Consider the following 25,320-nt stretch of genomic DNA (forward strand, 5'->3'; position numbering starts at 1 on the left):
CACTTCATGGTTTTCGCTAGGCCACCTCGGCGATCGGCTTGTCCTGCCAGATGATCCGCTCAAATGCAGTCGCGGCCGGGATATCGATCCGCCCAGGCACTTTCAGCTGCCACAGCGTGCGCTCGATCTGCAGGTCCCGCATCTGCACGACCTTGAGCTTCCCAAGGGTCACCTGATCGGAAATCGTGGCGCTGGAGACGACGGCGACGCCGAGCCCGGCGGCGACCGCCTGCTTGATCGCCTCGGTGCTGCCGATTTCCAGCGTACGCCTCGGCTCGATCCCTGCAGCCGTCAGCGCCTGCGCCACCACCTCGCGCGTGCCGGAGCCGGGCTCCCGCACGATCAGGGTTTCGTCGCGGAGCGCGGCGGCCTCGATCCCGCGGACTGCGCCGGCGAAGCGGTGCCGCGCATCGGCGATCAGGCTCATCACGTCGGTGCGCCACGCATGGCTTTCGAGTTCGGCATCCTCGACCGGACCTTCGACCAGCGCGATCTCGATATCATGCGCCAGCATGAGATCGGCGATATCCCGCGTGTTGGCGCTGACGAGATTCAAGTCGATGCCGGGGTGCTTGCGGTGAAAGGCGCCGAGATAGTCCGATATCATGTAGGTTGCGATCGTGGTGGATGCGCCGATGCGCAGCGAACCGCTGTCGAGGCTGCGCAGCGACAGTAATTCATCTTCGGCCGCGCGCTCGGCGGCAAACAGCGCCTCAGCATGCCGCACCAGCGCCGTTCCCTCGCGCGTCGGCCGCACGCCCTTTGGCGTCCGGTCGAGCAGGCGGCATCCCACCTGGAGCTCGAAGTCCCGCACACCCTTCGAGATCGCCGGCTGGCTGATATGAAGCACAGCGGCCGCGCGCGAGAAGCTTCCGGTCTTCACCACCGTGGTGAACAGGCGCAGCAGGTGCAGGTTCAAGGACATAACTTCTCTCTATTGGGCCAGACAGAAAATATATTACCCAACTATCGCGTTGTTGCGCATAAGTTTTTCTCCCTGAGGAGCAATTCGTGCCGCAAGACGAGGAATCTTCCGCCTCCCGGAATGGACCGGCGGCCAGCGTGACCCGTCTTGCAGCGCTCGTTCCGGGCGTCGTGCTCTGCATCGTCGTCGCCGGTGTTTCGGCCGCGCTGGAAGCCGCGGAGCGGCGCTTGTTCGCGCATCCCTATGTGGAGGCGCTGGTCCTGGCGATCCTGCTCGGCATGGCCGTGCGCAGCTTCTGGAAGCCGCCCAAGCGCTGGCAGGTCGGCATTGCTTTCAGCGCCAAGCAGCTGCTGGAGATTGCCGTGATGCTGCTCGGCGCCTCCGTCAGCTTTGCCGCGATCGCGGCGTCCGGTGTCGCCTTGCTCGGCGCGATTGCCGCGGTCGTCGTCGCGACCCTGGGTCTCAGCTTCGCCCTCAGCCGCATGCTTGGCCTGCCGACGCGGCTGTCGATCCTGATCGCCTGCGGCAATTCCATCTGCGGCAATTCGGCCATTGCCGCGGTTGCGCCTGTCATCGGCGCCGATGCCGACGAGATCGCGTCGTCGATCTCCTTTACCGCGATACTCGGCGTGATGATGGTGCTGGGACTTCCGCTGCTGATTCCGCTCCTGCAACTGTCGGCGACGCAGTACGGCATTCTGGCCGGCCTCACGGTCTATGCCGTTCCGCAAGTGCTGGCCGCGACCCTGCCGGCAGGGCTGGTGAGCACGCAGATCGGCACGCTGGTCAAGCTGATGCGCGTCTTGATGCTGGGGCCGGTCGTGGTCGGACTTTCGCTGCTTGCACCGCGCTTGCATGGCGGCGCGCGCAGCAGCAAGAAGGTCGGCTTCTTTCGGCTCGTGCCCTGGTTCATCCTCGGCTTCCTGGCGCTTGCGGCCCTGCGTTCGATCGACATCGTGCCGGTGGCGGTGATCGGCCCCCTGACCGCGATCACCGGCTTCCTGACGGTCGTATCGATGGCTGCGCTTGGCCTCGGCGTCGACGTTCGGGTGCTCGCTACTGTCGGCGGCAGGGTAACGGCGGCCGTGACGCTGTCGCTGCTGCTGCTGCTCGCGATCAGCATCGGCCTGATTCGTCAGTTCGACTGACGCTGCGCCGGCCGCGCGGCCTGGTTCGATCAGTCCAGCTTGAAGCCGATCCGCTTCACATAGGCGCCGAAGTCCGCGCGTTCGGGGCGGGCATACTGCCGCGCCTTGTCTTCCGACCAGCCATAATTGTCGGCTAACCCAAACTCCCTCACATAGCGTTGCGCTGCGTAAGGCTGGGCTGCCGCGCGGCGCCGGTCGTAGGTCTCGATAGCGGCATCGAGGCCGTCTTCCCGGTACGCGTTGCGATGGACGGTGACGGATAGCGGAAGCCGCATGCTGAGCGGCGGCGTTTCCGCCGGATATCGGACCGCGAGGCCAGCGACCGGAAAAACATGATCGGGAAGCTGCAGCATACGCGACAGCGTCTCCGAATGATTGCGTACCGCGCTGACCGGACAGGCGCCGAGCCCCTCGGCCTCGGCGGCAATGACGAACGCGGCGAGGGCGATTCCCGCATCGACGGCGGCGTTGAAGAAGGCGTCGAGGTGATCGTTGGCGAATGGCCTGTCGCGCAACGCATGGATCCGGCGCTGTCGCCGATTATTGCCGCAGAAGATGAGAAGGTTCGGGATATCCGCAAGCCATTTCTGACCGAGCGGACCGTCGGTCAGGAGGGCTGCGATCTCGGATTTCAGGGACGGCGCATCGATGATGATGATATCGCGCTGTTGAAGGTCGCTTTTTGTCGGGGCGCATAGCGCCAGCGCACACAGCCGTCGCAGGGTCGAGTAAGGAACAGTATCGGGGCGGAATTTTCGGGCCGAGCCGCGCATCGCCATCTGACGATGAACGGGCGGTGCGTCGGCGCCAAACTCGATATCGGCGGCCTCAGGACCGAAGCGATCGGAAAGCGGTGTTCTCGAATTGGACATCTCGGCGGTCTCCAATAACGCTGCGGGCTGGCGCAGGACAAGCGAAGCCGCGATCATAAATTATTCGGTTGCCTTTTGTCTTGCTTGGGAGCCGAATGTTGCAAAAGACCATGCTGCTCCCGGGAGGAAGACCTCGATGGATATGAAACTGTCGCCCGAGCAATTGAAGCTGCGCAGCGCCGCGCGTGAACTAGCCGAAGCCGAGTTTGCGCCGAAGGCGGCTGAGATCGATCGCACCGAGGCCTATCCTTTCGACAACGTAGCGGCGCTGAAGGCGGCCGGCTTCATGGGCTATACGATTCCGAAATCCCATGGCGGCCGGGGCGGCAGCTATTTCGAAGCTGCGCTGATTATCGAAGAGATGGCGCGGGTCTGCAGCGCGACGGGGCGCATCACCGTCGAAGCCAACATGGGCGCCATTTCGGCCGTGATGCAATACGGCACCGAACAGCAGAAGCGGCTCGCGGCCGATCTCGTCCTTTCGGGCGACAAGCCGGCGATCTGCATTACCGAGCCGGAAGCCGGATCGGCGGCGACCGAGATGACGACGCGCGCGGACAAGCACGGCAACACCTACGTTATCAGGGGCAAGAAGCACTGGATCACGGGCGGCGGGGTCTCCCGGCTGCATCTGATCTTCGCGCGGGTATTCGACGAGCGGGGCGAAGAGCAGGGGATCGGCGGCTTTCTTGCGCTCAGGGGGACGCCAGGCCTGATCATCGGCAAGCGCGAACCGGCGATGGGCCTCCGCGGCATTCCCGAAACCGAGATCACCTTCGAGAATCTGGAGGTCCGGGACGACATGCTGGTGCTGCCGCCGCGCGGTCTCCGGCGCGGCTTCGCGGATCTGATCGACGCCTATAACAGCCAGCGGGTGGGCGCCGGAACGGTCGCGCTCGGGCTGGCAGAGGGGGCCTATGAAAAGGCGGTGGCGTTCGTGAAGGAGCGAAAGCAGTTCGGACGGCCGATCGCGGAATTCCAGGGCTTGCAATGGATGCTGGCCGACATGGCGATCGCGCTCAATGCCGCGAGGCTGTCGCTTCACCAGGCGGCGCTCAGCGCCGATCCGTTTCCCGACCCGCTGCTCGCCGCGCAGGCGAAAATCATCGCCTCGGAGACGGCCAACAATGTCACCAACCAGGCGCTGCAACTGTTCGGCGCCAGGGGATATTCCCGCGACTATCCGCTCGAGCGCATGGTCCGGGACGCCCGCATGTTCACGATCGCCGGCGGCACCGCGCAGGTGCTGAGGACGCTGGTGGCGTCCCGGATCCTCGGTACAAAGCTTCCGCAAACCCGCGACGGATATCTGGAGCCGGTCCGGACTTCCTCGCTTGCAGCGAAGTGAACCTGATCACACCGCGCGGCTATGGTTGCCGCAGAATGGGCAAGATGGGCATCGAAGGCCGATGCGACGCTGCGAACCAGGAACGCCCGCGCCGTCGCGGGGACAGCCGGTCGTCGATCATCATCACCGCTCCGTCGGCGATCAGGCTCTCGATCCGCGGCCGATCGACGATCGCCGACCGGTGGTCGCGGCCATGGAGTTGCGATATCAGCGGTAGGTCGACGGCAAGATCGCACATGATTCGTTCGATGATATCGGCGCGAAAGCGATCTTCAGCCGTGAACCTGTATCCCTTGGCGGTGGCGAGCCTGCCTTCGGCAACGCGGATGAGATAGTCGCGCGTCGGAACGACGTTCTGGATGAAGCCTTGCGGCATGCGCCCGATGGCGCTGGCACCGAGCCCGATCAGCGTATCGGCGGTATCGTCGGTATAGCCCTGGAAGTTGCGCCTCAGCCGGCCGTCCTGGCGCGCGATGGCCAGGTTGTCGTCCGGAAGCGCGAAGTGATCGAGCCCGATGCGGACATAGCCTGCGTCCATCAGGGCCTCCGCAATCGTCTCGGACTGGAGGTGACGCTCGATGTTGTCGGGCAGGATATCCTCGGCGATCTTGCGCTAGTGCTCTTGAATGAGGGAATGTGGGCGTAACCGAACACCGAAAAGCGGTCCGGGCGAAGCTCGATACATTTGGCGACGGTGTCGAGACACGAGTCCACCGTTTGCAGCGGCAGCCCATAGAGCAGGTCGAAGTTGATCCCCTTGACGCTCGCCCGGCGCAGGCGCTCGACTGAGGCTGCGGTCTGCTCGAAGCTCTGCATGCGATCGATGGCGCGCTGCACGGCGGGATCGAAGCTCTGCACGCCAAGGCTGGCGCGATTGACGCCGCAATAGCCGAGCGCGTCGGTCATCGCTTCGGTCAACGTGCGCGGATCGATCTCGACGGCTAGTTCGGCATCGGGCAGGACGAAGAACTGATATCGCAGCGCGCCGACGAGGTCAGCGAACGTCTCGGGCGACATGATCGTCGGCGTGCCGCCGCCAAAATGCACGTGCGAGATCGGCAGTCTCTGGCCCGATCGTCTCGGCGACGAGCTGCGCCTCGGTGCGCAGGCCGGCCTCATAGGTCGCGATTGGCTCGTCGCGCTTGGTGACGGAGGTGTGGCAGCCGCAGTACCAGCACATGGATCGGCAAAATGGCACGTGCAGATAGATCGAGACCGGTTGCTGGACCGATATCGATTTCAGCCAGCCCCTGTAGTCTTGCTCGCCGATCGCCGGCGAGAAATGCGGGGCCGTGGGATAGCTGGTGTAGCGCGGCAGCCTGTCCTGCCCGTAGGATTGCGCCAAGTCCGATCGCATCTGCTCTTCTCCTTCCGCCTTTGGATCGATTACCCGACTTGGAATGGAGGGGCTTTGTCGCTTGGCGCCGCTGCGCCGCCGGCAGGCCGGCTGTGGCGGGCCGCGACCGGCGCCGGCGAACTGCCGACGAAGGCGCCGCCCGGATATCGGCCGATGCTGCCTTGTCCCTTGTGGGCGGACTGCTGGATACGCGAGACGGCTCCTGCCGGGGCTGACGATGATGACGCGCCTGTGCCTGGCGATGAGGCGGATTAGCCTGACACCCGCAAGCGCCGCGCCGTCCGCGAGGCCGATGATGGCAGCAAGCGCGATCCCTTGATCCTGAACCGCTTCGAAAAAATCCTCGCGATGGCGGAGATGGTGAACGTCGACCGCCCCTCCGATGACAGCGAGGATGAGGATGCCCGCAAGGCCGCCGACGACCTCGACGAGCTCGCGATCAGCCGTCGCAGCGGCAAGCCCGCCACGAAACTGAAGTTCGATCTGGACCTGCCGACGCAAGCCATCGATGCTGCGCGACTCGACAGTGGCCGGCTCTACCCGGAGTGGGATTATCGCCGAGGCGTCTATCTGGCGGACCATTGCCGGGTGCTGACGGGCAAGGTGCCAGAGGTCGGCGAGAGCTGGACGCCGGATGCAAATATTCTCCGGCATGTCCGCCATGTACGGCGGCGCTTCGAGGCGCTGCGGCCGCAGCACGAGGTGATGCGCGGCCAGGCCGACGGTTTCGACCTGGATATCGATGCGCTCGTCCGCGCGCGGTGCGATCTGCGGGCGGGCAGCGCATCGCTCGATCGCGTCCATCTGGCGATGCGCCCGCGGCGGCACGATCTGGCGGCGACGCTGCTTGTCGACGTCTCGCTTTCCACCGATGCGTGGGTCGATGGCCAACGCGTGCTCGACGTGGAGAAGGGAGCGCTGCTCGTCCTGGCGCACGGGCTTTCCGCCTGCGGCGACCATCACAGCATCCTGACCTTCACGTCGCGGCGGCGTTCCTGGGTCGCGTCGAGACCGTCAAGTCGTTCCAGGAGCCGATGGGAGGTGCCGTCGAGCGGCGGATCGGCGCGCTCAAGCCCGGCTACTACACCCGCATCGGCCCCGCGGTGCGCCATGCCGCGGCCGAACTAGCCGGCCAGCCGCAGCGCAAGAAGCTGTTATTGGTGCTGACCGACGGCAAGCCCAACGATGTCCATCACTATGAAGGCCGCTTTGCAGTCGAAGATACCCGCAAGGCGGTGCGGGAGGCGCGGCGGCAGGGCATTGCGGTATTTGGCGTTACGGTCGACGCCGGCGCGCAATCCTATTTTCCCGCGCTGTTCGGGCGCGGCGGCTACGCCATCGTCGGCAACATCCGCCGCCTGCCGGCCGCGCTGCCGGCGATCTACCGGCAATTGGCCCGTTGAAGTGGGAGAGTTTTTGCATTCCGACGTTCCGCCCGCGCCACGTGAGCCAGCCGGAAAGGTATGACAGCCGGGTTGGGCGAAAAGAAATTCAGTGTCAATTTAAATAATCGTCGTAAATTAGGTCAAATGCTCGCAAGCAAAATATAATAAAAAGCAATTCGTCAGGCCGCTGTTCGGATAATAGGCCGCTGCGTCAGGAGAAAATTGCCGCCCGGCTTGATTCTGCTTACTGCAGTCTGCCGATGCGAGAACAGCCACACTTCACCGCAATCTTGATATCATGTAGCCGCTAAATCAGTTTCTCATCCATTGATGGCCATCACGATCTTTCAAATGAGCGGAAGGTGATCGCGCGCGACTTCACTCGAGTCTGGCGCGCCGATCTCGCGAGGCTTGATGCGGAGACAACGCTGGCTGTTGTTCGGCGGCATATCGTTCTCCAGCGCAGAGCCGGAACGAGGTAAACAAGCACGCCTTAAAAGCAGAGCTGAACTCCTATCGAATTCGCCTAGTTGTCTGATTGGTAACCTTCACGCGAAAGCTTAATGCCAAGTTCGCCTGCGGCGTATTTCGGCGCCGGCAAGCTTGCTATATAAAAGATGCGAGGCAATACCAACCAGATTGCAGCTATTTCCTTTCATGTTTGCGCACGAGATACAGCGATGAAGACGCCGAAGAGCATCGCCGAACAGTTTGAGGAACTGAAGAGGCTTCGTATCTACGTCGGTCGAGCTGAGATGGCAGCGGCGCGAAAGAATGAGAAAATTGCTAGGCGGGAAAATGACTTTTCGAGATCAAAGAAGCAGAGGACAGCCCGCGGAGATTTGAAGGACATCGGGACCTAGATGGCACGCCAAGGTAGGAGCATCTGATCTAGGGCCTTGCCAGCTTATGGAATAGCGAAACTGTAGCCAGCAGTTCGTCCCCGCCCCACGCCTGTGCAAATAAAAGCCGATTGCGATCGATAATATCTGGCGGAATGCATTGGCCCGCTGTTCAGGGTTCACTTAAATAAAAGACATCGTTCATCGTTAAACAAGAATAGACAGCGGCAACGCGGCTGCGCAATTTAGGCTCCATCGCGCTGCACGTCGATCGCAGATGGGAAGCCGATCGATCACCGCGTCGAGATTCGATCGGAAGCAAGGCAGGTGCGAACATGCCCTCGCGGTGCACGCCGTTGATCTATGAGTACGGAAGCGTACGCAACTCGGTCGCCGAACCGAATTTGGGCTACCCCTAAATACCACCAGCGGTAATCACCGTCCAAAGTCAGAATAAGCTACCGGCTGCCCGAGCCCGGACTCCGGGTTGAGTCCCGGTTCATACATAATATGTTATATTATACCACGAATCGAATGATGTTGAGGCCCATGGACAAATTGGAACTCGAGGCGATGCCTCTTGACGATCTGTGGGCTCTTCACGAGGAGCTCACCGCTCTCCTGTCGAAGCGAATCATTGCGGAAAAGCGCCAGCTTGAAGACAGGCTCACCCAACTCAAGAGGGGAGCGATTGCGAAAGCATCGGCGGCTGTCGAAGTGAAATCTGCTAAAGCAGGTCGCAAGCGCCATTATCCGAAGGTTTTGCCGAAATATCGGAATCCAGCAGTGCCGTCAGAAACGTGGTCTGGCCGAGGTAAACAGCCCCGATGGCTGGTTTCCGCTTTGAAAGCCGGCGGCAGGATTGAGGACTTCAGGATCTCCAGTGCGCAGCAAGGCAAGGTAAGAGGGAAGCGTTGATCGGAGCTCAAGACAGACTGCCCACGGTTGTTCAGAGCACACCGAAGCGCGGACCTTCCGTTCTTGATTGGGCGCCTTCGAAGGCTGGGGAGGCCTACAACCGTCAGCTTGTCCCTGAACACGAAGGCAAGGTGGGTTGTTGACGGCTTGAGCCTAGGTGCGCTTCGAAGGTTGACGCACGAGTTCGCGGCTGGTCAGGCCGATCATGTATCCCCCCTGCAGGGCGACCGCCGATCCAAGAATGGCCAACAGCATCCCGGGAACGGTTTGGCCTTGCGACGCAGCAACGGCAGCAGCGGCTACGACTGTTGCCAGGGTGAGGGGCACCAGGAGGAGGACCTTGCAGTAAACGCCTGTGAAAGCTCCAACCAGACAGGCAGTGACTAGCAGTTCCATTTGCGCTCCCCGTGATTTAAAGGCGGCGCTCACGACTGTTGCAATGCGGCGCGGCTGGATTTAATCAGAGGATCATTAATGAGCCGTTAGGGCTTGATAGGTTCCGGGTCTCGTTTGACGGCAAGGGGGCTCTCATCGCCGGTGCTTGGACCTGACAAATGGGCGTCTCCGGGCACGAGGGCAGCAGTTCCAACTTGGGGCAGCGCAGACAGCAGGGGACGATCTGTCGCCTGACCTAGCAAAACGGGCAAGGGGGTCAAAGCATCATGAGATCAGGTCCTGCCTGACGCTCCGTGGACCGCCAAAACAAAACGTCGAAAACAACCACATGCAAAGTAGCCAGCAGCGGCCGGCGTGGCCAGTCGATCGACTGAACCTGATCTCATCAGGCTCTAGCTTGTCGTCCGCGCAGCCGATCCGCTTGACGTCCCTGCCAAGTTGAAATCGGGAAACCTTGTGAGAAGTGCGGTTTTCAAGAACTGGTAATGGCCGATACTTTGCGTCAGTTCGCTCAAGCGCCGCTGCCCGTTCGCGATTTCAGCACCGAGAACGTCTTGATTGTGGCTATCCTCAACCTCACGCGTGAGGTATTCGTCCGTGCCATTTCCCAGCGTAATGGCAGCTCGTGCGATTACTTCATCGACGCGTGCGGCTAAGCCGGCCTGCTCGGCCTTGGCTGCCTGGAGCACATCTTCGATCGCGCGAAAGACGGCTTCAGCTCTATGACGATCGACCTCCAGGTCCCGCTCCGGAGATCGGGCCTTGAAGATGTCGACAGCTTGCGGGCGTGGGAAAAATCGGAACATCTGTCGCAGATCCTCATAGTTCTGCGGGATCGACAAATTCTCGCCGATTCGACGCGGGTAATTATAGCGCAAGTGGTTGGTGCGGTTTACCATGGTCTTCAACCAAAGAAACGAGTTATCGGCCGACCGCCTCGCTTTACAAAGCTGCGACGCCGCAGGCGTAAGATTAGCCGCCCTTTCAAGAGGGCTGCATCGATTGCATTGAAGGACGACTAAACGCGCGGCTAGCGGGACGCCGTCGGGCCCAATGCGGCGGACAGGGTTGAGATCGCGATCTTGGCATCCAGTAGTGGGGACCAACTCTGGGAATAGACAGCGCAGTCCAGGCTAACGCGCTCCATATCGCTTGCCTCATCGTGGACTTGCCAGAGACCGGTAATCCCCGGCTTGCACGACAGATAGGCTGCTGCTTGATCGGCGTATTCACTGAGCTGGTCATCGCTGATGGGCTGCGGTCCCACGATGCTCATGTCACCCCGCAGAACGTTGAACAACTGCGGCAATTCATCGATACTGGCTTTCCGAAATAAGGCGCCCAAAGGAGTGATGCGCAGTTCGCCGGATTGTTTTTCGACGGCCAATCCGCGTTCAGTACAATTCACATTTGATGATGTTTGGTTCGGTGCGGAGATCTCGAATTTAAGACAATCGAAGATACGACCGCGAAAACCGACCCGCCGATGGCGGGCGATGACCCCCCCTCCCGAGGCGAGGAAAATCGCAACCGCACAGAACACGAGAAGCGGCAGCATCAGTCCGATCGCGCATACCGCCAGGACGACGTCGGTCAGGCGTTTGATGACGCCTCCGACAGGCACGATCCTCGCGCGACTAACCCCGTCCTCCGAGATTGACTTTGCGATTTCCGACATGAGCGATCGTCCATTTATGCGGTATAGAAAAATTAAACAGCAAATCAGTTTTGATGAAATTATCGAATTACATTTATTCGGCAAGCGATTGTCGTGCGGGGCGACATCCTGTCCACGTTTGGCTGCGGCTGTGCCGGCGTGTTGACTTTAATATCGACGCTCCCTGCAACGACGTCGTTCAACTGCTTCCGCAAGCCATGATCGTGGCATTGTCATCGCGCAGAAACGATGTGCCTGCTGGCAGATTGAACTGCATCGGCGCGTCGAACGGGCAGTGTTGATATAAAAATCAACAAGCCCGCGCCGTTTTTCGGAAGGAGTTAATTGTTGTCCCGGTCACTCGGAAGTGAGTTGGTTCTTATTCCGGTCACGGTAGCCGTTTATCTTGCCGACGATGGTGCGAGGTTTTTCCGCAGGAAAAGCGGCGTTCTCTGAACCGGACACGTACTTGGGTTTACCAATCATTAGAAGCCAGCAATCCGTTTGAACCGAGTGGATCAGATGCAGCAGGTCAATTCCAAGAGAGCCGGAGATGCCGGGATCGATTGTCTCGCCGAGCAATATGCTGAGATTCTGCGTCTGAGGAGGCAGGTTCGGCGGGCGGAATTGGCTGCGAAGCAGCGTGTTCGGTCGGCGGATCGTTCAGAAGCACGCTAGCTTCGACTGACCGAACACGAATGCGTTTGCATACTTGAGCTCACCTCGGGGCGGGTGTGCTGCGATGGCGCGCACGCAGCAAAGCCGAAGGCCGAGCAGCGCTCGGGGTAATCGCTGTCCGCTCGCCGACTTCTTCATGACCTAGGTAAGTCAAAAATCTGGCGGCGGCCAACAACGCCCTCGGCTGCCGGCGTTGGCAGACCTGTTGATGTTGGCGGAATTGTGCACCGGGTGGTGCTGACGGCTGGTCCGAAGCGACATCTCCAGATCCCAAGCCAGAAGCCCGTCCGAATGTATTCTTGAAGTGAAGGCCGGCGGCGTTCCATGCTTCCCGCCAGTTTGAGTGTGAAATGGCGACCCAATCATGATATGAAAGGCCGTGCAGCGAGGTGAGGCGTGGGATCGAATGACTTCGCGAGCGTTTCTTGGTGCTCGGGTTGGGGCCGAACGTCGCGAAGAGGAAGGGAGCGTGTGGATGAATACAGGGCAATTGGCTGTCTGCGTGCTCGCCGTGCTGGGAGCCTGGTCCCAATTGGATTCGGCTGATGCCCGCGAGCGAAGGCGAGGTTCGGAAGCGCGCGTCGAGCAGGCCCATGGCAACCTGCCGCCGGGCGCAAATATAGACGGCGGAAGCAAGGCGCTGAAGGGTGCGCCGGAGGGCGGAGCTGGCTCCGCCGCGGTAAAGACAGGTCCTACCGCACCGGTCACCTGCAATCAGCAAAACGCATCGTCGCCGGCCTGTTACAGTGCGACCCAGCAAGCGCGGCCTGTTGCGCGATAAGCTTGCCGCGCGTCAGTTCTTGGTGACGATCACCGGCTCGGCCGCCGGAACGGCTGCGGCCACACTGACGGGCGGCGGCACGGCCTTCTGGTGGAGATCGAGCTGCCGCATGAACGCGGCGCCGGCCGCGGGGTCCCTGAACTCCCAGAGGTTGTTCTTCACGCCTTCGAAGATGAGGGAGTAAACGGCGAGTTGAACGCCTTCGCGGACGGCAAGCGTGGCGGGGGAGTTCTTCGTAACGCCAACATCCGCCTGCAGCAGTGCGTCGACCGCGGCGAATTGGAAGGCGTGGCCGCCGACGTTCACGGAATAGATGATCTTCGTGGTCGTGACCGAGGCCAGCACGCGCCCGGTCTGCACGCTGACGGCTCTCAGCGCGACTGTGACGATATCCTGGCGATAGGAGACGTTGCCGCCGATGCCGAGATAATTCGCTCCGATGCCGCCGGTGGTCTCGTTGGTGTCGAAACCGATCACACCGCCGTCGAGCAGCACGCCGGCAAATCGCAACGGGGGCAGGCTCTGGGCGTTCTTGCCCATCAGTGCGGTCCGCGTGTTCTGGATGATCTGCCGCTCCTGCAGCAGCGACTGCAGGTCGGCGCGCTCCGCGACATCGAACCAGGCGCCGCCACCGGCCTTGACCAGAACGTCGGTCAGGATGGAGCTGCCGCCCTGGGTCACCGCGCGGGAGAACTCGGCGAAATTGTCGTTCGATTTGTTCTGGCCGGTCAGGTCAGGGAAATTGTAGACGGCGACATCAAGCTTCTGTCTGGGCGGCGGGAGCGTATCCAGGACCAGGCCGGTCTTGGTGGCCGGCACAAGCGTTGCGGGCGGGGTCACCAGATCCTTGGCCGTGCCGGTAAGGGCACAGCCACCCGCCGCCAAGGCGAGGAGCGACACCGAAACCAACCTGAGACCGAAACAATTCAAAGTAACCCCCTGCGCAAAATAAAGCGCGCTCCAATCAGGAACGGCTCAGCTGAGGACATTTCCGCGAGCGGACGAAGCAAATAGCGAAAGGAAGACCGAAGGACGGACTTTACGGACTCGCCGGAATGGTCGTCTGACCATTGCCGCCGATGATAATGATGGGCTGCCCGCCGCCGTTGCCGATTCCGCTCAGAGCATTGGTGAGCCCTGAAAGATCCGGACTCTGCTGGCCGGACTTGGTGCCGTTGCCCTGAGCCTGGGCGGTAGAGAGCAGGAAGTTGCCATTCAACGGGTTGCCGCCAAACGTGGGGCTCACAGGGCGATAAACCTGCTCCGTTGCGGAGGCGGAGCCTGAAAGGAAAATGCCCACGACCAGACCGGCTAAAGGAATTGTTAACCTAATCATGGTAAATCTCCACCCTGAAATGACTTGATCATAATGCTGCCTCATAAGTTACCAAACACGTGAATTTACGGCTATTGCAGGCTGGCAACACTGCGATGTTATATTAGCCATATAAATAATCCCTGAAGCTTCCACGATCGTTATCGCTTGATCAGCAGCGCGCCATTGGGCAGCCGCGCGATTAATACGTTGATCGGTGCCGACCCGTTCGGCTGGATCACGCCGACCGACAGTCCCTGCGTGTTGATCAGGCCGACATTCGAGGTCAGGTTATTGCCGGCCTGCAGGACGCCAACGCTGTTGGCGTAGCCCTTGATGATACCGACATTGGAAATGTTGCCGGAGCCGAGCTGCGCCGTGAACACCTTGTTGTAGGCGCCGATCTCGAGCGTGCTGGCGTAGTTGCCGCCGCCGGTGGCGGCTGCGGCCAGTTCTGGCGCGACCCGCGGGGCGCCGGCCTTCGGTGGACCGAAGGAGGGCGCCCCGCCGGTCAACGCCGCCGACGGCGCAATGGGATTGGCGACGCTTTGGGCCAGTGCAGCGGAGCCGGGCAGGATCGAAATGGCTAGGCAGGCGGCAATTTGTTTTAGGGCGAGACGCATGAAACGCTCCCGAATTCCTTGGTGTCCAGGCTCAGCCGCGCCCGGTAGTGGCCGCGGGCTGACCCGTCCAGAACGACGGTCGTCAGTATGGCGTCCCGACCGGCCTCCAGCGTGAACGCCCCGCTCTGGACGTTCTGGCTGGTGCCGCTCGGACTTTGCTTGAGGACATCGAGGCGATAGGTCCCGGTCGCGGTTTCAGGACCGTTCGCCACCGCCTCGAGGCGGAGCATGTCGTTCTGCGATGTCACCCGGATCTGGCAGCCAACGGTCATTTTCGGCTCCGCAGCGGACGAAGATTGCGCCCACGTACAGTTGGGAGAAAAACCAACGGCAATCACAAACCACGTGACGAAAGTCGCGCGCAGGCCCGACATGCCCGTCATTCCCTGAAGGATGAGGGCGGCGGGTGATGAAATCCCGCCGCCTCTCTGTGGGCTTACTTCTGGACGGTGATCGCCGTGTTGTGCGAACCGAACTGCGCCGTCACAGAGGTGTTCGACACAGCCGCGCTCGCGGTCTGGGTCGTGACAGCGCTGTTGTATGCACCGACCTGAACCGTCGCCTGCAGGTTTGCGCCGATCATCGGCTGGGGGCCGGTGTCCTGACCAACAATCGCAGTGTTCTTGTAACCGACCTGGGCGATCAGCGATCCGTTTGCAGCAGCGGCGAGTGGATTCGCAATCGACTGGGTGGTGATGGCAGTGTTCTTGGCGCCAGCCTGCGTCGTCAACGACGCGTTCTGCTTTGGAGCCAGGCTTAAGCCGTTCGTCGACTGAGACGTAATAGCGCTGTTGTCATAACCTGCCTGAATCGTACCCTGCAGGTTGCTGCCGTTGGTCTGTGTCACAAGCGCTTTGTTCGCGACGCCGAATTGAGCAACGACCGAGTTGTTCGAGCCCGGAATAAGGCTTACGCCCGACTGGCTAGTCACGGACCAGTTGTCTTTACCGGCCTGAAGCGTGAAGGCGTTGTTCTCCGTACCCGTACCAGCGACGAGGAAACCACCCACGCCGGTCGAGTTCTGCGTGGTCACCGAGGTGTTGCCCTTGCCGAGTTGCATCGTGACAGCCGAGTTGTCGCTGCCATAGCCGCTCGGAAGACCGGCGGAACCATCGGTCTTCTGGATGGTCAGAGCATTGTTGCCGTTGCCACCCTGCAAGGTGAACGAGCCGTTGTTCGAACCGAAATCGGTGGCGGTCTGGCTGGTGGTCGCGCCATTGTTCTTGCCGAACTGCAAGGTACCCTGCGCGTTGTTTCCACCGGTCTGTCCAACGACAGCGGCATTGTTCCACCCGAACTGGCCAACGAACGAATCGTTGGAGGCCGCGTTCGCGTTCTTGCCCGGGCGTGTGCCATCCTGAGTTACGATCGCGAAATTTTTTCCGCCGACCTGGATCGCCGTCGAGTTATTTTCAACACCGCTACGCGCGGGGCTCGAGTTGCCACCGGTACCGGTGCCGGCCGAGGTCTGCCCGATGATCGCGGTGTTGCCATAGCCAACCTGCAGCAGGCCCGAATCGTTGTTGCCGCCCGTGCCAGCGTTGTTCGCGTTGCTGGTCGAAGAAGACGTCTGAGTGACCAGCGCGCCATTATTCACGCCGAACTGGGCAATGCCCGAGTCATTGGTGCCGGCCTTTTTGCTGGTATTCTGGGTGGTGATCGCACCGTTGCCGACGCCGACCTGCAAAGTACCCTGGGTGTTGTTGCCGTTCGTCTGGCTGACAATCGCGGTGTTATGCGCACCGAACTGGCCGACACCCGACTGGTTCAGGTTCGATCCGCTCGAAGCTCCGACCTGCGTGGTGACCGCATTGTTCTTCTTGCCGGCCTGAATGGTGGCCTGCTTATTGTTGCCGTTGGTCTGTCCAACAACGGCCCCGTTGCTGGCGCCGATCTGGCCGATAAAAGATTCGTTGCTCGCCGCAGACGCGAGCGACGTCGTCGCCATCAAAAATGCAATGATTGTTAAATTTCGCATTTGGAAATCCCTGTTTCCCCATTGGTGGTACAGCGACCATCGCTGCCCTCCTGGGCGGGATTTAACCCTTTCTTAAGGATGGCTCGCAAGGGGCACGGTGAATTTTACCCTAATCTTCGTGGTTTAAATTTCGAGACAGCTTCGTTCGGTCATTCGAACTTTCATCTAACTACCAGCGGATACTTAGAAATTCAGATTTGTTGACTTAAATGTCGACAACAGGTGCCGACCGCTCGAGGGCGCATTTTGTTGATATTAATGTCGACAATTATCTCTAGGCCCGGTTCGGGTGCGACTGCCGGATCCACGCATCGATTCTTGCGAGGGATTTCCGATGCGATTCGCGGCCCGTCTGCGGGCGGGCGCCACGCGCATTCGGGCATCCGCTCAGCGTTCGAACAGGCGACGCGCCAACGGATTCACTAAGAAGCAAATCCCTGCCGCTCCCGCTGGACAGGCTCTCCACGGTGAAATTTGCGGTGCTATTATCGACCTGCTGTTGCGATCCCGCCGAAGTCAGGACGGCTGTCTTCGCTTACGATGAGGAGTGGCGACGAATGTATGATTTCACCTGGCACCAGTCTCATGGCGATTTGACCTCATCCTCCGCCAGGACGGTCGCACCGATTCTCTGCTCGCTGTTCGGCATCGAATCCGTGCTCGATGTCGGCTGCGGTGACGGGCGTTGGTTGGCGTCCTTTCGCGAATGCGGCGTGCCAGTGATCGCCGGCATCGACGGCCCGTGGAGCGATGTGTCGAAGCTCCAGATCGATCCAGCCAACTTCACCGTGAGAGACCTTTCGCAGCCGTTCGATACCCAGCGCAGGTTTTCGCTCGCGCTAAGTCTCGAGGTTGCCGAGCACGTCGAGGCGCCATTCTCGGACGGGTTCGTGCACAATCTGGTCAAGCATAGCGACGTCGTTCTGTTCGGTGCTGCCATTCCGGGGCAGGGCGGATTCCGCCACGTCAATGAACGCTGGCAATCCTATTGGGTCGATCTCTTTGCCGGGAAGGGTTTTGACGCCTTCGACATTTTCAGATCGCAGCTCTGGAATCGGGCCGATATTTCAGTCTGGTACAAGCAGAACATGCTGCTTTACGTGAACCGGAGCCGGAAGGATCTGCTGGCGCGGGTGGCTGGTTACATCGAGGCGAACCGCATCGCGCAGATGCCGTGGGACGTGGTGCATCCCGAGCGCTATGAGGCGATCGCATCCTATTCGCAGATCGCGTTCAGGCCGCTGCTGCGAAAGCTTCCGCGCGCGACGATGCACAAGGTCGTCGACGTCGTGCTGCGCCGGACCTGATACCCGGCATGACCGTGCCTTCGGATGGCGTGCAGCAAGCGCAGCGCCTGCGGTCTTTCAGTAGCGGTGGCTGCTTGGCCAGTTAGTTACCCGCGAGGGAGGGCTCGCTTGCTCCAACAGGCTGTATCCTGCTAGCATCAGGTCGAAAGAAATCTTGACGTTGCCCCACGATTCCGCGCGATGCAGGCGACGTTCGGATTAATGTTCCATGTCGTAACTCAGCTTTGGATATTGCGAAACATATGACCCCGGGCCGGTTGTAGACTTCAGATGTCAACGATCGAAGATCTCGTCGCTTCGGGTGCCATTTCAAGGATAGAAGTGGAGTTGGACGGCCGGGAGCAGGCGCAGCGTCTGCTCTATGGAACTCCCGGTTTTGTCGAGTGGCTTCGCAAGCTGGCAAACGGCGAGGAGCCTGAAGGCCGCCTCGGACAGGCGACGGCGGCGGAGCAGATCGATCAACTATTTCATTTGTATTTAAGCGGCGCGCCTCTTATTCATGTGCGTCAATTCAGGTATATTCGTGCCGAAGAAAATGCGGTATGGGAGTTAAAGACACCGGACACCCGTATTTTCGGCTGGTTCATGAAGCGCGATTGCTTCGTTTGCGTGTTTGGTGACTGGGCTGATAAAGTTAAAGATCACGAGCTTTATCGTGGTTATCGGATTGCAATAAGAAGACTCCGCCGGGAGCTGGGCGTAGATAATACTTTATGTGTTCAGGGGGTAGATCCAGGTGACGTCCTTTCAGTTTGACATTGGAAGCAGGGCCCGGAACGCCGGGCGATTTATCGGTCGTGTCAGGAACGAACTATTGAAGGCGCTCTCGGAGCGAAAAAAAGACGGCAAGCTATCGCAGCAGGAGATTGCGAAGAAGCTCGAGGTTCACCGCTCGCTGGTCAACCGGCAGCTCTCCGGGGAAGCCAACCTGACGCTGCGGTCCCTGGCGGATCTTGCTTGGGCCATGGATATGGAAATCTCGTTCGAGCTCAAGAAGCCGGTGGTCGAGGCTGGGCAGAATCAGCCCGTGACCACTTCGACGATCGGCCATGGCCAGATTAAATACATCGATGGCGGCAGCCGGCGCGCATCGTTTTCGCCAACGCTCGCTGTATCTTCGCTTGCGTCGGGCGAGGCAACGAAATCTCTCAGATGAGACGTTACGGCTATTCCATCTTCTGCGACGACATTCGAAGTGAAGCCGGTGGTAAGCTCAGCTTCATCGGCTGTTACAATGCGGTCATGATGACGGCGCAGAAATTCCCGCTGATGCTGTCGAAGTTCTGCATCCATTTCCACGTCTTCTCGCCTGCAACGCAGCCCTACACCTCTGTAACAGCGCGATGCTATGTGCCGGGCGAGCCGGAGCCGATCGCCGAGGAGCCGATCGAGGTGCCGGGACTGCTGGACCAGCAGAAGCTGCTGGATGGTCTGCCGAAAAATATCGCCGTTCCGCCCTATATCGTCGTGGCGTCGAGCCTGGTGTTCTCGCCGCTCGAGATCCGCGAGCCAGGCCTGATTCACATCCGCGTAGTGATCAACGGTGGGCCTGACGAACTGCATCTGGGCTCGCTGCAGGTGATGTCTACACAGGCGTAGCGAGCGCGACTCAGTCGGCTTGTCCCGGCTATGGCGACAACCAGTGGTCGGAAATACTGTAGAATCCGGTTGAGGATGAAGCCCGACCGAAGGTGAGGCGACCGCGCAAAACGATTCATCTTCGTGGAATCAGCGCCGCTGAGTCACGATGGCCTGGTTTCCCGACCCCTGCTGGACGACCGCGGAGAGATTGTTTCCTCCCGTCTGCGCGACCATTGCGAAGTTGTTCGTCCCGACCTGCGTGACACTGGAAACATTGGCGTTAGGCGGCAGCGCGTTCGAGGTCGCGGCGGCAAGCGCGTTTACTTTGATCGGTGCGGCGACCTTCGCGGCCGAGATGACGTCTGTCGGCCACTTGAAGCCGCTGGCGAGCTGCCTGTTGCCCCCGATCTGTGGAACGAAAACCTCGCCTGCCAGGCTCGGCGTATTGGCTGCAGCCAGAACGGCCGCCAGAATGAGGATGTGTGTACGCATTCTACGCCCCCTTTGGAATGCGTCGTTTTAGCGGATTTTCCTTAATGACCCGTGATTCCCGTTCAGTTGGAATCAGGAGTTGCGCAGCCGCTTTTCGTTAACGTCAGCAGCACGCGTTTCCCCGATCCCGGAACAGCCCTGGATATCGTGTCGCCCAGGCCGCGGAATGTCATCTGTTCCACTGCAGAAGCCTTTCTCCAGCAGGCTGCTGCGGCCGATCTTTCGACCAACGTCGCAAGCGCCGGGGAGGGCGGGGGGACTGGCGCATGCGGGAGGCTGGCGATATCTTGGCCTCCTTTGTCGTCATATCCCGCTCGGTTTTTTTAAGTGGCCGAGCAACGGATCAAAGGTTTTTGCGTTATGCGCGAATTGCTGGCCAAGATCATTTTTATCGTATCGACCGCAGTCTTGTGTCACACGGCGCCGCTTCGTGCGCAGGACAACAGGCCGGCTGAGCCCAATGCCGTTTTCATTCCGCAGGCGCATCCGAACCAGGCCAAGAAGGCGGCGCCTGCGCGCAAGGTTGCGCCGCGACCTGCAAACCAGGGCCAGGTTCAAATGAGCAATGCCCCCGGTGCGCGCGTTGGCGCATTGCCGAACGGTGCTTCCCAGCTCAGCGAAACATATGGCGACTGGACGTTGAACTGCAGCACGGGAACGAGGGCCTGCACGCTGAGCCAGGCGCTGGTTAACAAGGAGGGCCAGAGGGCGTTCTTAATCGAGCTTCGTGTCGCCAAAGACGGTGCCAGCGAGGGAACGATCCTCATGCCGTTCGGGCTCAAGCTGGAGGCCGGCGTTCTGCTCAAGCTGGATGACCAGGATCTCGGAGAGGGGCTGCGCTTCTCGACCTGCGTGGCGCAGGGCTGCATGCTTCCGATTAACTTCCCGGTCGCCGGCATGAATGCAATCCGGAACGGCAAGGCGCTTGCGGTGGGCGCGCTAAACATGAGCGACGGCCAACTGGTTACGTTTACTATCTCTCTTAATGGTTTCGCGGTGGCGGTCGACCGGGCCGTCCAATTGGCGAAAGGATAATCCGCCAGAACCGGAAAACAGAAGGGCCCCCGGGCGCGTAACTACAGTTAATCGTTCACAATTAATTCCGCGAGTATTTGACGCAGTCACCCGGTAATGGTGCATTCGGCCTGGAAAAGGCGTCCAGGAGCTGGGTTTATGAAGGCCGAAGTAGAGCGGGTGTCGAGCCCGTCGCACCCGCTCGAAGGGATACAGGCTCTCCGCGCAATCGCCGCACTCCTTGTCGTGCTGCACCACGCGCTCGAAGAATCGATGGCAGCGGCCGTGCCATTCAGCCCGGACTGGTTCACAACCTTTGGCGCTGCGGGAGTCGATATCTTTTTCGTCATCAGCGGCTTCATCATGCTGTATGTGAGCTTTCCCGAAGGTCGTGCTGCCACATCGCCGGTATCCTTCCTGATCAAGCGAATTACGCGAATATACCCGTTTTACTGGTTCTGTATTGCTCTGGTTCTCGTACTTTGGAGCGCCGGCTTCTACCGTTCATTGCAGGTCGACGCCGATACCCTGATCCGCTCGATTCTGCTTTTTCCGAACGAGCGTCTGATCATCGGTGTGGCGTGGACCCTCGTGTACGAAATGTATTTCTACCTTGTGTTCGCCGCCACACTGATCTTTCGCAAGCCACTCATTTCATTGCTTGGCACCAGCGCCACGATCCTCATCCTCTCGGGTATCGGCCAATTTGCGCCGGATCCTGCAGTGCGTGCCTTCCTGACCAATCCGATTGCTCTTGAATTCTGTTACGGGCTGATCCTCGCCTATGTTTATCAACGGTGGTCGGGAGTGTATTCGGCGGGGCGTCTGCTTTGGATCCCCGGCTTCGCAATGCTGATGTTATCGGCCTGGCTGGTGCCTCACGCAGACACCAACGGCTTGCCGGGTGGCCCGCGGGCTTTTGCGTGGGGTATCCCCGCGGCTCTCATAGCATTGTCGTTTCTTTACACTAAACCCAGTTCGACGCCATTTCGACAGGTCATGGTCCTGTTGGGCGATGCCTCCTACGCCATCTACCTTGCGCATCCTTTTGTAATGGTCGCCTATGCCAAGCTTCTGCGAGGCAGTCTGGCGACGCTGCCGCAACTGCCCTTGATCCCGCTCGTCGTTCTGCTGAGCTTGTGTCTCGGTCTCGTGCTTCATTATTTCGTTGAACGAAGACTTATTCGTAGCTTTCGCCGCCTGTTCGGACTCCGCTCGTTTTCCTTCGGTCCTGAAGGGGCGCGTCCCACTACGCCGTCATGATGTTCGATGTCGCTACGTCATGTCGATTGTACCGATCAGCTCGCCTGCAGGCGGAGGCAACCATTAGCTATAAGCCCGCGCTGCAGAGGGATCGGCAAAGGAATTTTGTAATGCTTCCGAATATCCAGATTCTAAGAGCCGTTGCAGCTTACCTGTTGGTGTTTGTTCACTTGAAGACACTGCTGCCAGAGACGTCGATCGCCACTGCATTGCACGAAAAAGCCTACTGCGGCGTAGATCTGTTTTTCGTGATCAGCGGCTTCATCATGGTGTACACGACGTCGCACAGGAAAATTTCCGGAAGTGAATTTCTATTCAACAGGGTGCTGCGGATCGTCCCGCTGTATTACTTGACTACGTATCTCGTTGTCGTGATCGCGTTTTTCTTTCCCGTCCTTCTCCAGAGCTCTTCTTCCGATTTGTATGCACTGCTGAAATCGCTGGCATTCATCCCGTTCGAGAAGTCACCTGGCCGCATCTATCCGGCCTACTATCTGGGGTGGACGCTCAATTACGAGATGTTCTTCTATCTGATTTTCGCATTAAGCCTCGCCGTACGGTACGAAATGAGGGTCGCCCTGTGCGCGACCGTTATGGCGGCCCTCGTTCTCCTTGGGCCTCTCATCCGCCCCGCAGACGATGTCATTCTGTACTTCTACAGCCAATCGATCATGCTCGATTTTGCCTTGGGTATGATCCTTGGAGCATTTCGCGAGCAAATCTCGGCCGTCATGCGCCACATGTCGTTGCTGCCGTGGCTGGCTCTGTCGCTTGGCCTGGGCCTGCTCGTCGCCCTTTCTTATCTGCCGGTTGCCCCGTCCGCATACGCCCCACCCACAAACACGTTGCTGACATTCGGAATTCCTGCGGCGTTGATCCTCGTCGCGGCGATTGGATTTGAGGATGCCAAGACGCGCGGGCAACCCTGGGAGCTATTGCAGGAGATCGGCAACGCCAGCTATTCGATCTATCTGACGCATTTCTTTGTCATCGGCGTGTTGAGTGCTTTCGCAAGCCGCGCTGATCTTTCGCCAGCACCGCGGACATTGCTCGCATTGATGGCGATCCTGCTAACAGCCATCGTGGGCATAGGGGTCTATCGTTTTTTCGAGCGTCCGGTCATGGCAATTCTGGTTCGCCTGAATATGAGGACAAAACCCGCCCCGAGAACGTGAATTGGAGGATGATGTCAACTCCGCACCACGGGATCTGAGATGGGCCTCCTCCGCAAACAACGGCGCAGTTCGCAGCGCCCGATCGGGGCAATTTGTCGCTCATCCGCTCCACCGCTCCGATTTTGGGTATTTCCTTTTCCGCAAACCGGCCATACATCTTCTATGCTGGAAACTGCCCATGGGGGACGGTGGGGTTTCGCGGTCTTGAAATGGGGCTTTGGGGCGACTCCTTCCTCATCTGGAAGGAATTCAAACGCGTTTTACGGTCCTGATCGAGGTGCGAGCTTGGTGCCATCTGCGTAAATGCGCCAGCTGACGGTTGGCGCCCTTCGCGATGCGCGGCCGGCGAAAACGTTGCGGGGATCGGAGCGAGAACCAGGAGCCGAGGAAGGCACGTTGGCGGAGCGTCTCAGCTTGGGAAGCATAGGGGCTAGGGGATGAGTATCGTCATAACGGGCGTGGAGAGCGAGACAGGACCTGGACCGGCGGGACTGTCTCATTTCCGGCAATTGGCGGACCTCTCAGATGCCGCCCGACGCGGGCGTTGAGCCGCGATGGATCCCACTAAAGTACGCATGAGGTACCTGGTCGGCATTCTCATGGCCGCAGTGCTGACCGCGGGCATTCTCCGTCATTCCTTACACGTCCATGCAGGCTTCACGCGGGTCGAAATTGCGATACTGGCGTTAGCTGCCCTGACTGCCGTATTGTTGGCAGTAGGTCTGGTTCGGCAAAGACGCCGCGATTGATTGCACGCGGCGAGAGGATGTTCATCAACCCCGTGATCAGACAGTGAACCGCCTCAGATGATGTTTCGCCACTCGGTCATTTCATACAGAATGTATCGGTCGGCGATCTGCTTCGCGCTGGGCATGGTGCTCGCCGGATCGCCTCACGACTTGCTCGCAGCCCCCGAAAAGGCCGTTCCGACCAGTCAGTTTCTGAACAGCATTGGGGTCGTCAGCACATTTCCTGATCGAGGCCAGCCTCTCGATAAGACCATCGAGATGATCCGCTACTGCGGCTTTCGATGGGTGAGGGCGGGCATTGAAGGTTTGAGCGACGAAGGACCGACAACGATCCGGACGTTTCTGGATTTGCACCGCGAAACCGGCGTCCTGCTGAGCTGGGGTCTCGTCAGCGGCGGAGCCGATCTGAACAGACTGGTAAAGACCGGCAGGATACTGGCTGAAGCCGGCGCTCTGCTCGCGCTCGAAGGTAACAACGAGCCGAACACCTGGGGCGTCACATACCAGGGTGAGAAGGGCGGAGGCAGTTCACCGTCGTGGATGGCTGTGGCAAGGCTTCAGCGCGATCTGTACCAGGCCGTCAAAAGCGACGCGGGTCTGGCGAAGTATCCGGTCTGGTCGGTCTCCGAACCTGGCGCGGAGCGCGACAATGTCGGTCTTCAGTTCCTTGAAATTCCACCGGGCGCCGCGACCCTGATGCCGGAGGGAACGAAGTACGCCGACTACGCAAACGTCCACAATTACATCTATCATCCGCATTCGCCGCATCCGACCGACAACAAGACGTGGAACGCCGCCGATCCAACTCCCGCATCCAGGGTCAATGGGCTATTCGCCAACTTCGGCGTTACCTGGCGACGAGGATTCCGCGGATACAATCCGCGACAGCTCGATACGCTGCCACGCGTCACGACCGAGACCGGTGTCAGGATTGAGAGACCGATCACCGAGGACATGCATGCCGTGCATCTGGTGAACATTTACCTTGCGCAGTTCAAGCGAGGCTATGCCTACACGGCGGTCTATCTGCTGCGCGACCGCACCGACGAAGACGGCAACCAAGCATTCGGTTTTTATCGGAGCGACTATTCACCGCGCAAGGCGGCAATCTACCTCCATAACCTTACGACTATCCTGAGCGACAAGAGTGCTCTCGCCAAGTCCGGGCAACTCGACTTTGCGATCATGGAGCGGCCCCGAACCGTCCACGACCTGCTTCTGCAGCACAGTGACGGCAGCTTCCAGCTGGTTGTCTGGGGCGAACGGTTGAGCGGTGAGGACCGTGTAACGATCCGATTCGGGGCGAGGCACGCCGCGGCGAAGATTTATGATCCCACGACAGGAATAGATCCTGTCCGAACAGTGACCGATTTCAATTCGATCGACATTGCGCTCAGCGATCATCCGGTGGTCATCGCGATTGCGCCTGATGGGCGGTGACGCTTGCGTGTGCGAGCCACGCAGGATCGTGATCGGTGCCGGAAGCGCGCCGGTCTGCCGCCCGGGGAGAGCCCGA

The 25,320-nt window shown here is 60.0% G+C and carries 24 protein-coding genes and 2 pseudogenes; 13 read left to right on the plus strand and 13 right to left on the minus strand.

The genetic code is table 11. The annotated features are described in order from the left end of the window. Positions 1-16: 16 nt before the first annotated feature. On the minus strand, positions 17-925 hold the full coding sequence (locus tag RX331_RS09935; RefSeq protein ID WP_317256384.1) for a LysR family transcriptional regulator: 909 nt from the start codon (positions 923-925) through the stop codon (positions 17-19). A gap of 86 nt (positions 926-1,011) precedes the next feature. Between RX331_RS09935 and RX331_RS09940 the strand changes: the two genes are divergently transcribed. Then, the gene (locus RX331_RS09940; RefSeq protein ID WP_317256385.1) at positions 1,012-2,073 is read left to right on the plus strand and encodes a YeiH family protein; all 1,062 of its coding nucleotides are present in this window, start codon (positions 1,012-1,014) and stop codon (positions 2,071-2,073) included. Between the two features lie 29 nt (positions 2,074-2,102). Here the strand turns inward: RX331_RS09940 and RX331_RS09945 are convergent, their stop codons facing one another. Further along, positions 2,103-2,945, minus strand: coding sequence for a nitroreductase family protein (locus RX331_RS09945; RefSeq protein WP_317256386.1), 843 nt, complete (start codon positions 2,943-2,945; stop codon positions 2,103-2,105). Positions 2,946-3,081: 136 nt separating this feature from the next. Here RX331_RS09945 and acdA point away from each other — a divergent pair, with 136 nt between their 5' ends. Continuing rightward, complete coding sequence (acdA, locus tag RX331_RS09950) at positions 3,082-4,293, plus strand: 3-sulfinopropanoyl-CoA desulfinase (RefSeq protein WP_317256387.1); 1,212 nt, start codon at positions 3,082-3,084, stop codon at positions 4,291-4,293. 6 nt (positions 4,294-4,299) lie between these two features. Here the strand turns inward: acdA and hemN are convergent. Further along, positions 4,300-5,650 (minus strand): annotated as a pseudogene (gene hemN / locus RX331_RS09955) (oxygen-independent coproporphyrinogen III oxidase). A gap of 60 nt (positions 5,651-5,710) precedes the next feature. Here hemN and RX331_RS09960 point away from each other — a divergent pair. The 3 genes and pseudogenes from RX331_RS09960 to RX331_RS09970 form a co-directional block, all read left to right on the plus strand. After that, positions 5,711-7,053 (plus strand): annotated as a pseudogene (locus tag RX331_RS09960) (nitric oxide reductase activation protein NorD); the annotation flags it as partial. Between the two features lie 662 nt (positions 7,054-7,715). Further along, positions 7,716-7,898, plus strand: coding sequence for a hypothetical protein (locus tag RX331_RS09965; protein ID WP_317256388.1), 183 nt, complete (start codon positions 7,716-7,718; stop codon positions 7,896-7,898). 528 nt (positions 7,899-8,426) lie between these two features. Continuing rightward, positions 8,427-8,795 carry an H-NS histone family protein gene (locus tag RX331_RS09970; RefSeq protein ID WP_317256389.1) on the plus strand — a complete coding sequence of 123 codons (369 nt, stop codon included), beginning with the start codon at positions 8,427-8,429 and terminating at the stop codon, positions 8,793-8,795. 153 nt (positions 8,796-8,948) lie between these two features. On the opposite strand, the gene RX331_RS09975 is transcribed toward RX331_RS09970, so the two are convergent. From RX331_RS09975 to RX331_RS10015, 9 genes are all read right to left on the minus strand, one after another. Continuing rightward, on the minus strand, positions 8,949-9,191 hold the full coding sequence (locus tag RX331_RS09975) for a hypothetical protein (RefSeq protein ID WP_317256390.1): 243 nt from the start codon (positions 9,189-9,191) through the stop codon (positions 8,949-8,951). 392 nt (positions 9,192-9,583) lie between these two features. Continuing rightward, positions 9,584-10,090, minus strand: a complete 507-nt coding sequence (locus RX331_RS09980; RefSeq protein ID WP_410708162.1) for a hypothetical protein — start codon at positions 10,088-10,090, stop codon at positions 9,584-9,586. 131 nt (positions 10,091-10,221) lie between these two features. Next, positions 10,222-10,869, minus strand: coding sequence for a sugar transferase (locus tag RX331_RS09985; protein ID WP_317256391.1), 648 nt, complete (start codon positions 10,867-10,869; stop codon positions 10,222-10,224). A 336-nt stretch (positions 10,870-11,205) separates the two neighbouring features. Beyond that, positions 11,206-11,430, minus strand: coding sequence for a hypothetical protein (locus RX331_RS09990; RefSeq protein ID WP_317256392.1), 225 nt, complete (start codon positions 11,428-11,430; stop codon positions 11,206-11,208). A gap of 889 nt (positions 11,431-12,319) precedes the next feature. Beyond that, positions 12,320-13,207, minus strand: coding sequence for a CsgG/HfaB family protein (locus RX331_RS09995; protein ID WP_317256393.1), 888 nt, complete (start codon positions 13,205-13,207; stop codon positions 12,320-12,322). A gap of 139 nt (positions 13,208-13,346) precedes the next feature. Then, positions 13,347-13,643 (minus strand): curli assembly protein CsgF, encoded by a 297-nt coding sequence (locus tag RX331_RS10000; protein WP_317256394.1) that lies wholly within the window; start codon positions 13,641-13,643, stop codon positions 13,347-13,349. A gap of 140 nt (positions 13,644-13,783) precedes the next feature. Beyond that, positions 13,784-14,245, minus strand: a complete 462-nt coding sequence (locus tag RX331_RS10005) for a hypothetical protein (protein ID WP_317256395.1) — start codon at positions 14,243-14,245, stop codon at positions 13,784-13,786. Next, a complete protein-coding gene (gene csgH, locus RX331_RS10010; RefSeq protein WP_317256396.1) occupies positions 14,230-14,517 on the minus strand; it encodes a curli-like amyloid fiber formation chaperone CsgH in 288 nt (95 codons plus the stop codon). The genes RX331_RS10005 and csgH overlap by 16 nt, the downstream gene beginning before the upstream one ends. A gap of 164 nt (positions 14,518-14,681) precedes the next feature. Beyond that, positions 14,682-16,223: a curlin gene (locus RX331_RS10015; protein ID WP_317256397.1), complete on the minus strand. Its 1,542-nt coding sequence runs from the start codon at positions 16,221-16,223 to the stop codon at positions 14,682-14,684. Between the two features lie 557 nt (positions 16,224-16,780). Between RX331_RS10015 and RX331_RS10020 the strand changes: the two genes are divergently transcribed. The 4 genes from RX331_RS10020 to RX331_RS10035 all read left to right on the plus strand — a co-directional run bounded on the left by RX331_RS10020 (position 16,781) and on the right by RX331_RS10035 (position 19,129). Then, on the plus strand, positions 16,781-17,530 hold the full coding sequence (locus tag RX331_RS10020) for a methyltransferase domain-containing protein (RefSeq protein WP_317256398.1): 750 nt from the start codon (positions 16,781-16,783) through the stop codon (positions 17,528-17,530). Positions 17,531-17,800: 270 nt separating this feature from the next. Further along, positions 17,801-18,286 carry a hypothetical protein gene (locus RX331_RS10025; protein WP_317256399.1) on the plus strand — a complete coding sequence of 162 codons (486 nt, stop codon included), beginning with the start codon at positions 17,801-17,803 and terminating at the stop codon, positions 18,284-18,286. 58 nt (positions 18,287-18,344) lie between these two features. Then, the gene (locus RX331_RS10030; RefSeq protein ID WP_317256400.1) at positions 18,345-18,686 is read left to right on the plus strand and encodes a helix-turn-helix domain-containing protein; all 342 of its coding nucleotides are present in this window, start codon (positions 18,345-18,347) and stop codon (positions 18,684-18,686) included. Then, a complete protein-coding gene (locus RX331_RS10035; RefSeq protein ID WP_317256401.1) occupies positions 18,683-19,129 on the plus strand; it encodes a hypothetical protein in 447 nt (148 codons plus the stop codon). Before RX331_RS10030 ends, RX331_RS10035 begins: the two co-directional genes overlap by 4 nt. A 129-nt stretch (positions 19,130-19,258) precedes the next feature. On the opposite strand, the gene RX331_RS10040 is transcribed toward RX331_RS10035, so the two are convergent. Then, complete coding sequence (locus RX331_RS10040) at positions 19,259-19,603, minus strand: curlin repeat-containing protein (protein WP_317256402.1); 345 nt, start codon at positions 19,601-19,603, stop codon at positions 19,259-19,261. Positions 19,604-19,930: 327 nt separating this feature from the next. Between RX331_RS10040 and RX331_RS10045 the strand changes: the two genes are divergently transcribed. From RX331_RS10045 to RX331_RS10060, 4 genes are all read left to right on the plus strand, one after another. Continuing rightward, positions 19,931-20,638, plus strand: a complete 708-nt coding sequence (locus RX331_RS10045; RefSeq protein WP_317256403.1) for an invasion associated locus B family protein — start codon at positions 19,931-19,933, stop codon at positions 20,636-20,638. A gap of 138 nt (positions 20,639-20,776) precedes the next feature. After that, on the plus strand, positions 20,777-21,880 hold the full coding sequence (locus RX331_RS10050; protein WP_317256404.1) for an acyltransferase: 1,104 nt from the start codon (positions 20,777-20,779) through the stop codon (positions 21,878-21,880). Positions 21,881-21,990: 110 nt separating this feature from the next. Further along, positions 21,991-23,055 carry an acyltransferase gene (locus tag RX331_RS10055; protein ID WP_317256405.1) on the plus strand — a complete coding sequence of 355 codons (1,065 nt, stop codon included), beginning with the start codon at positions 21,991-21,993 and terminating at the stop codon, positions 23,053-23,055. 806 nt (positions 23,056-23,861) lie between these two features. After that, positions 23,862-25,244: a glycosyl hydrolase gene (locus tag RX331_RS10060; protein WP_317256406.1), complete on the plus strand. Its 1,383-nt coding sequence runs from the start codon at positions 23,862-23,864 to the stop codon at positions 25,242-25,244. Positions 25,245-25,320: the final 76 nt, after the last annotated feature.

Source organism: Bradyrhizobium sp. BWA-3-5 (genome assembly GCF_032917985.1).
In the GTDB taxonomy this organism is placed as follows: domain Bacteria; phylum Pseudomonadota; class Alphaproteobacteria; order Rhizobiales; family Xanthobacteraceae; genus Bradyrhizobium.

Coding starts and splice junctions, on each gene's coding strand:
- RX331_RS09975 (WP_317256390.1), bottom strand. CDS start 9,191: ATGGAACTGCTAGTCACTGCCTGTCTGGTTGGAGCTTTCACAGGCGTT.
- RX331_RS10050 (WP_317256404.1), top strand. CDS start 20,777: ATGAAGGCCGAAGTAGAGCGGGTGTCGAGCCCGTCGCACCCGCTCGAA.
- acdA (WP_317256387.1), top strand. CDS start 3,082: ATGGATATGAAACTGTCGCCCGAGCAATTGAAGCTGCGCAGCGCCGCG.
- RX331_RS10005 (WP_317256395.1), bottom strand. CDS start 14,245: ATGCGTCTCGCCCTAAAACAAATTGCCGCCTGCCTAGCCATTTCGATC.
- RX331_RS10055 (WP_317256405.1), top strand. CDS start 21,991: ATGCTTCCGAATATCCAGATTCTAAGAGCCGTTGCAGCTTACCTGTTG.
- RX331_RS10000 (WP_317256394.1), bottom strand. CDS start 13,643: ATGATTAGGTTAACAATTCCTTTAGCCGGTCTGGTCGTGGGCATTTTC.
- RX331_RS10040 (WP_317256402.1), bottom strand. CDS start 19,603: ATGCGTACACACATCCTCATTCTGGCGGCCGTTCTGGCTGCAGCCAAT.
- csgH (WP_317256396.1), bottom strand. CDS start 14,517: ATGACCGTTGGCTGCCAGATCCGGGTGACATCGCAGAACGACATGCTC.
- RX331_RS09985 (WP_317256391.1), bottom strand. CDS start 10,869: ATGTCGGAAATCGCAAAGTCAATCTCGGAGGACGGGGTTAGTCGCGCG.
- RX331_RS09970 (WP_317256389.1), top strand. CDS start 8,427: ATGGACAAATTGGAACTCGAGGCGATGCCTCTTGACGATCTGTGGGCT.
- RX331_RS09945 (WP_317256386.1), bottom strand. CDS start 2,945: ATGTCCAATTCGAGAACACCGCTTTCCGATCGCTTCGGTCCTGAGGCC.
- RX331_RS10015 (WP_317256397.1), bottom strand. CDS start 16,223: ATGCGAAATTTAACAATCATTGCATTTTTGATGGCGACGACGTCGCTC.
- RX331_RS10020 (WP_317256398.1), top strand. CDS start 16,781: ATGTATGATTTCACCTGGCACCAGTCTCATGGCGATTTGACCTCATCC.
- RX331_RS09980 (WP_410708162.1), bottom strand. CDS start 10,090: ATGGTAAACCGCACCAACCACTTGCGCTATAATTACCCGCGTCGAATC.
- RX331_RS10060 (WP_317256406.1), top strand. CDS start 23,862: ATGATGTTTCGCCACTCGGTCATTTCATACAGAATGTATCGGTCGGCG.
- RX331_RS10035 (WP_317256401.1), top strand. CDS start 18,683: ATGAGACGTTACGGCTATTCCATCTTCTGCGACGACATTCGAAGTGAA.
- RX331_RS09935 (WP_317256384.1), bottom strand. CDS start 925: ATGTCCTTGAACCTGCACCTGCTGCGCCTGTTCACCACGGTGGTGAAG.
- RX331_RS09965 (WP_317256388.1), top strand. CDS start 7,716: ATGAAGACGCCGAAGAGCATCGCCGAACAGTTTGAGGAACTGAAGAGG.
- RX331_RS10025 (WP_317256399.1), top strand. CDS start 17,801: ATGTCAACGATCGAAGATCTCGTCGCTTCGGGTGCCATTTCAAGGATA.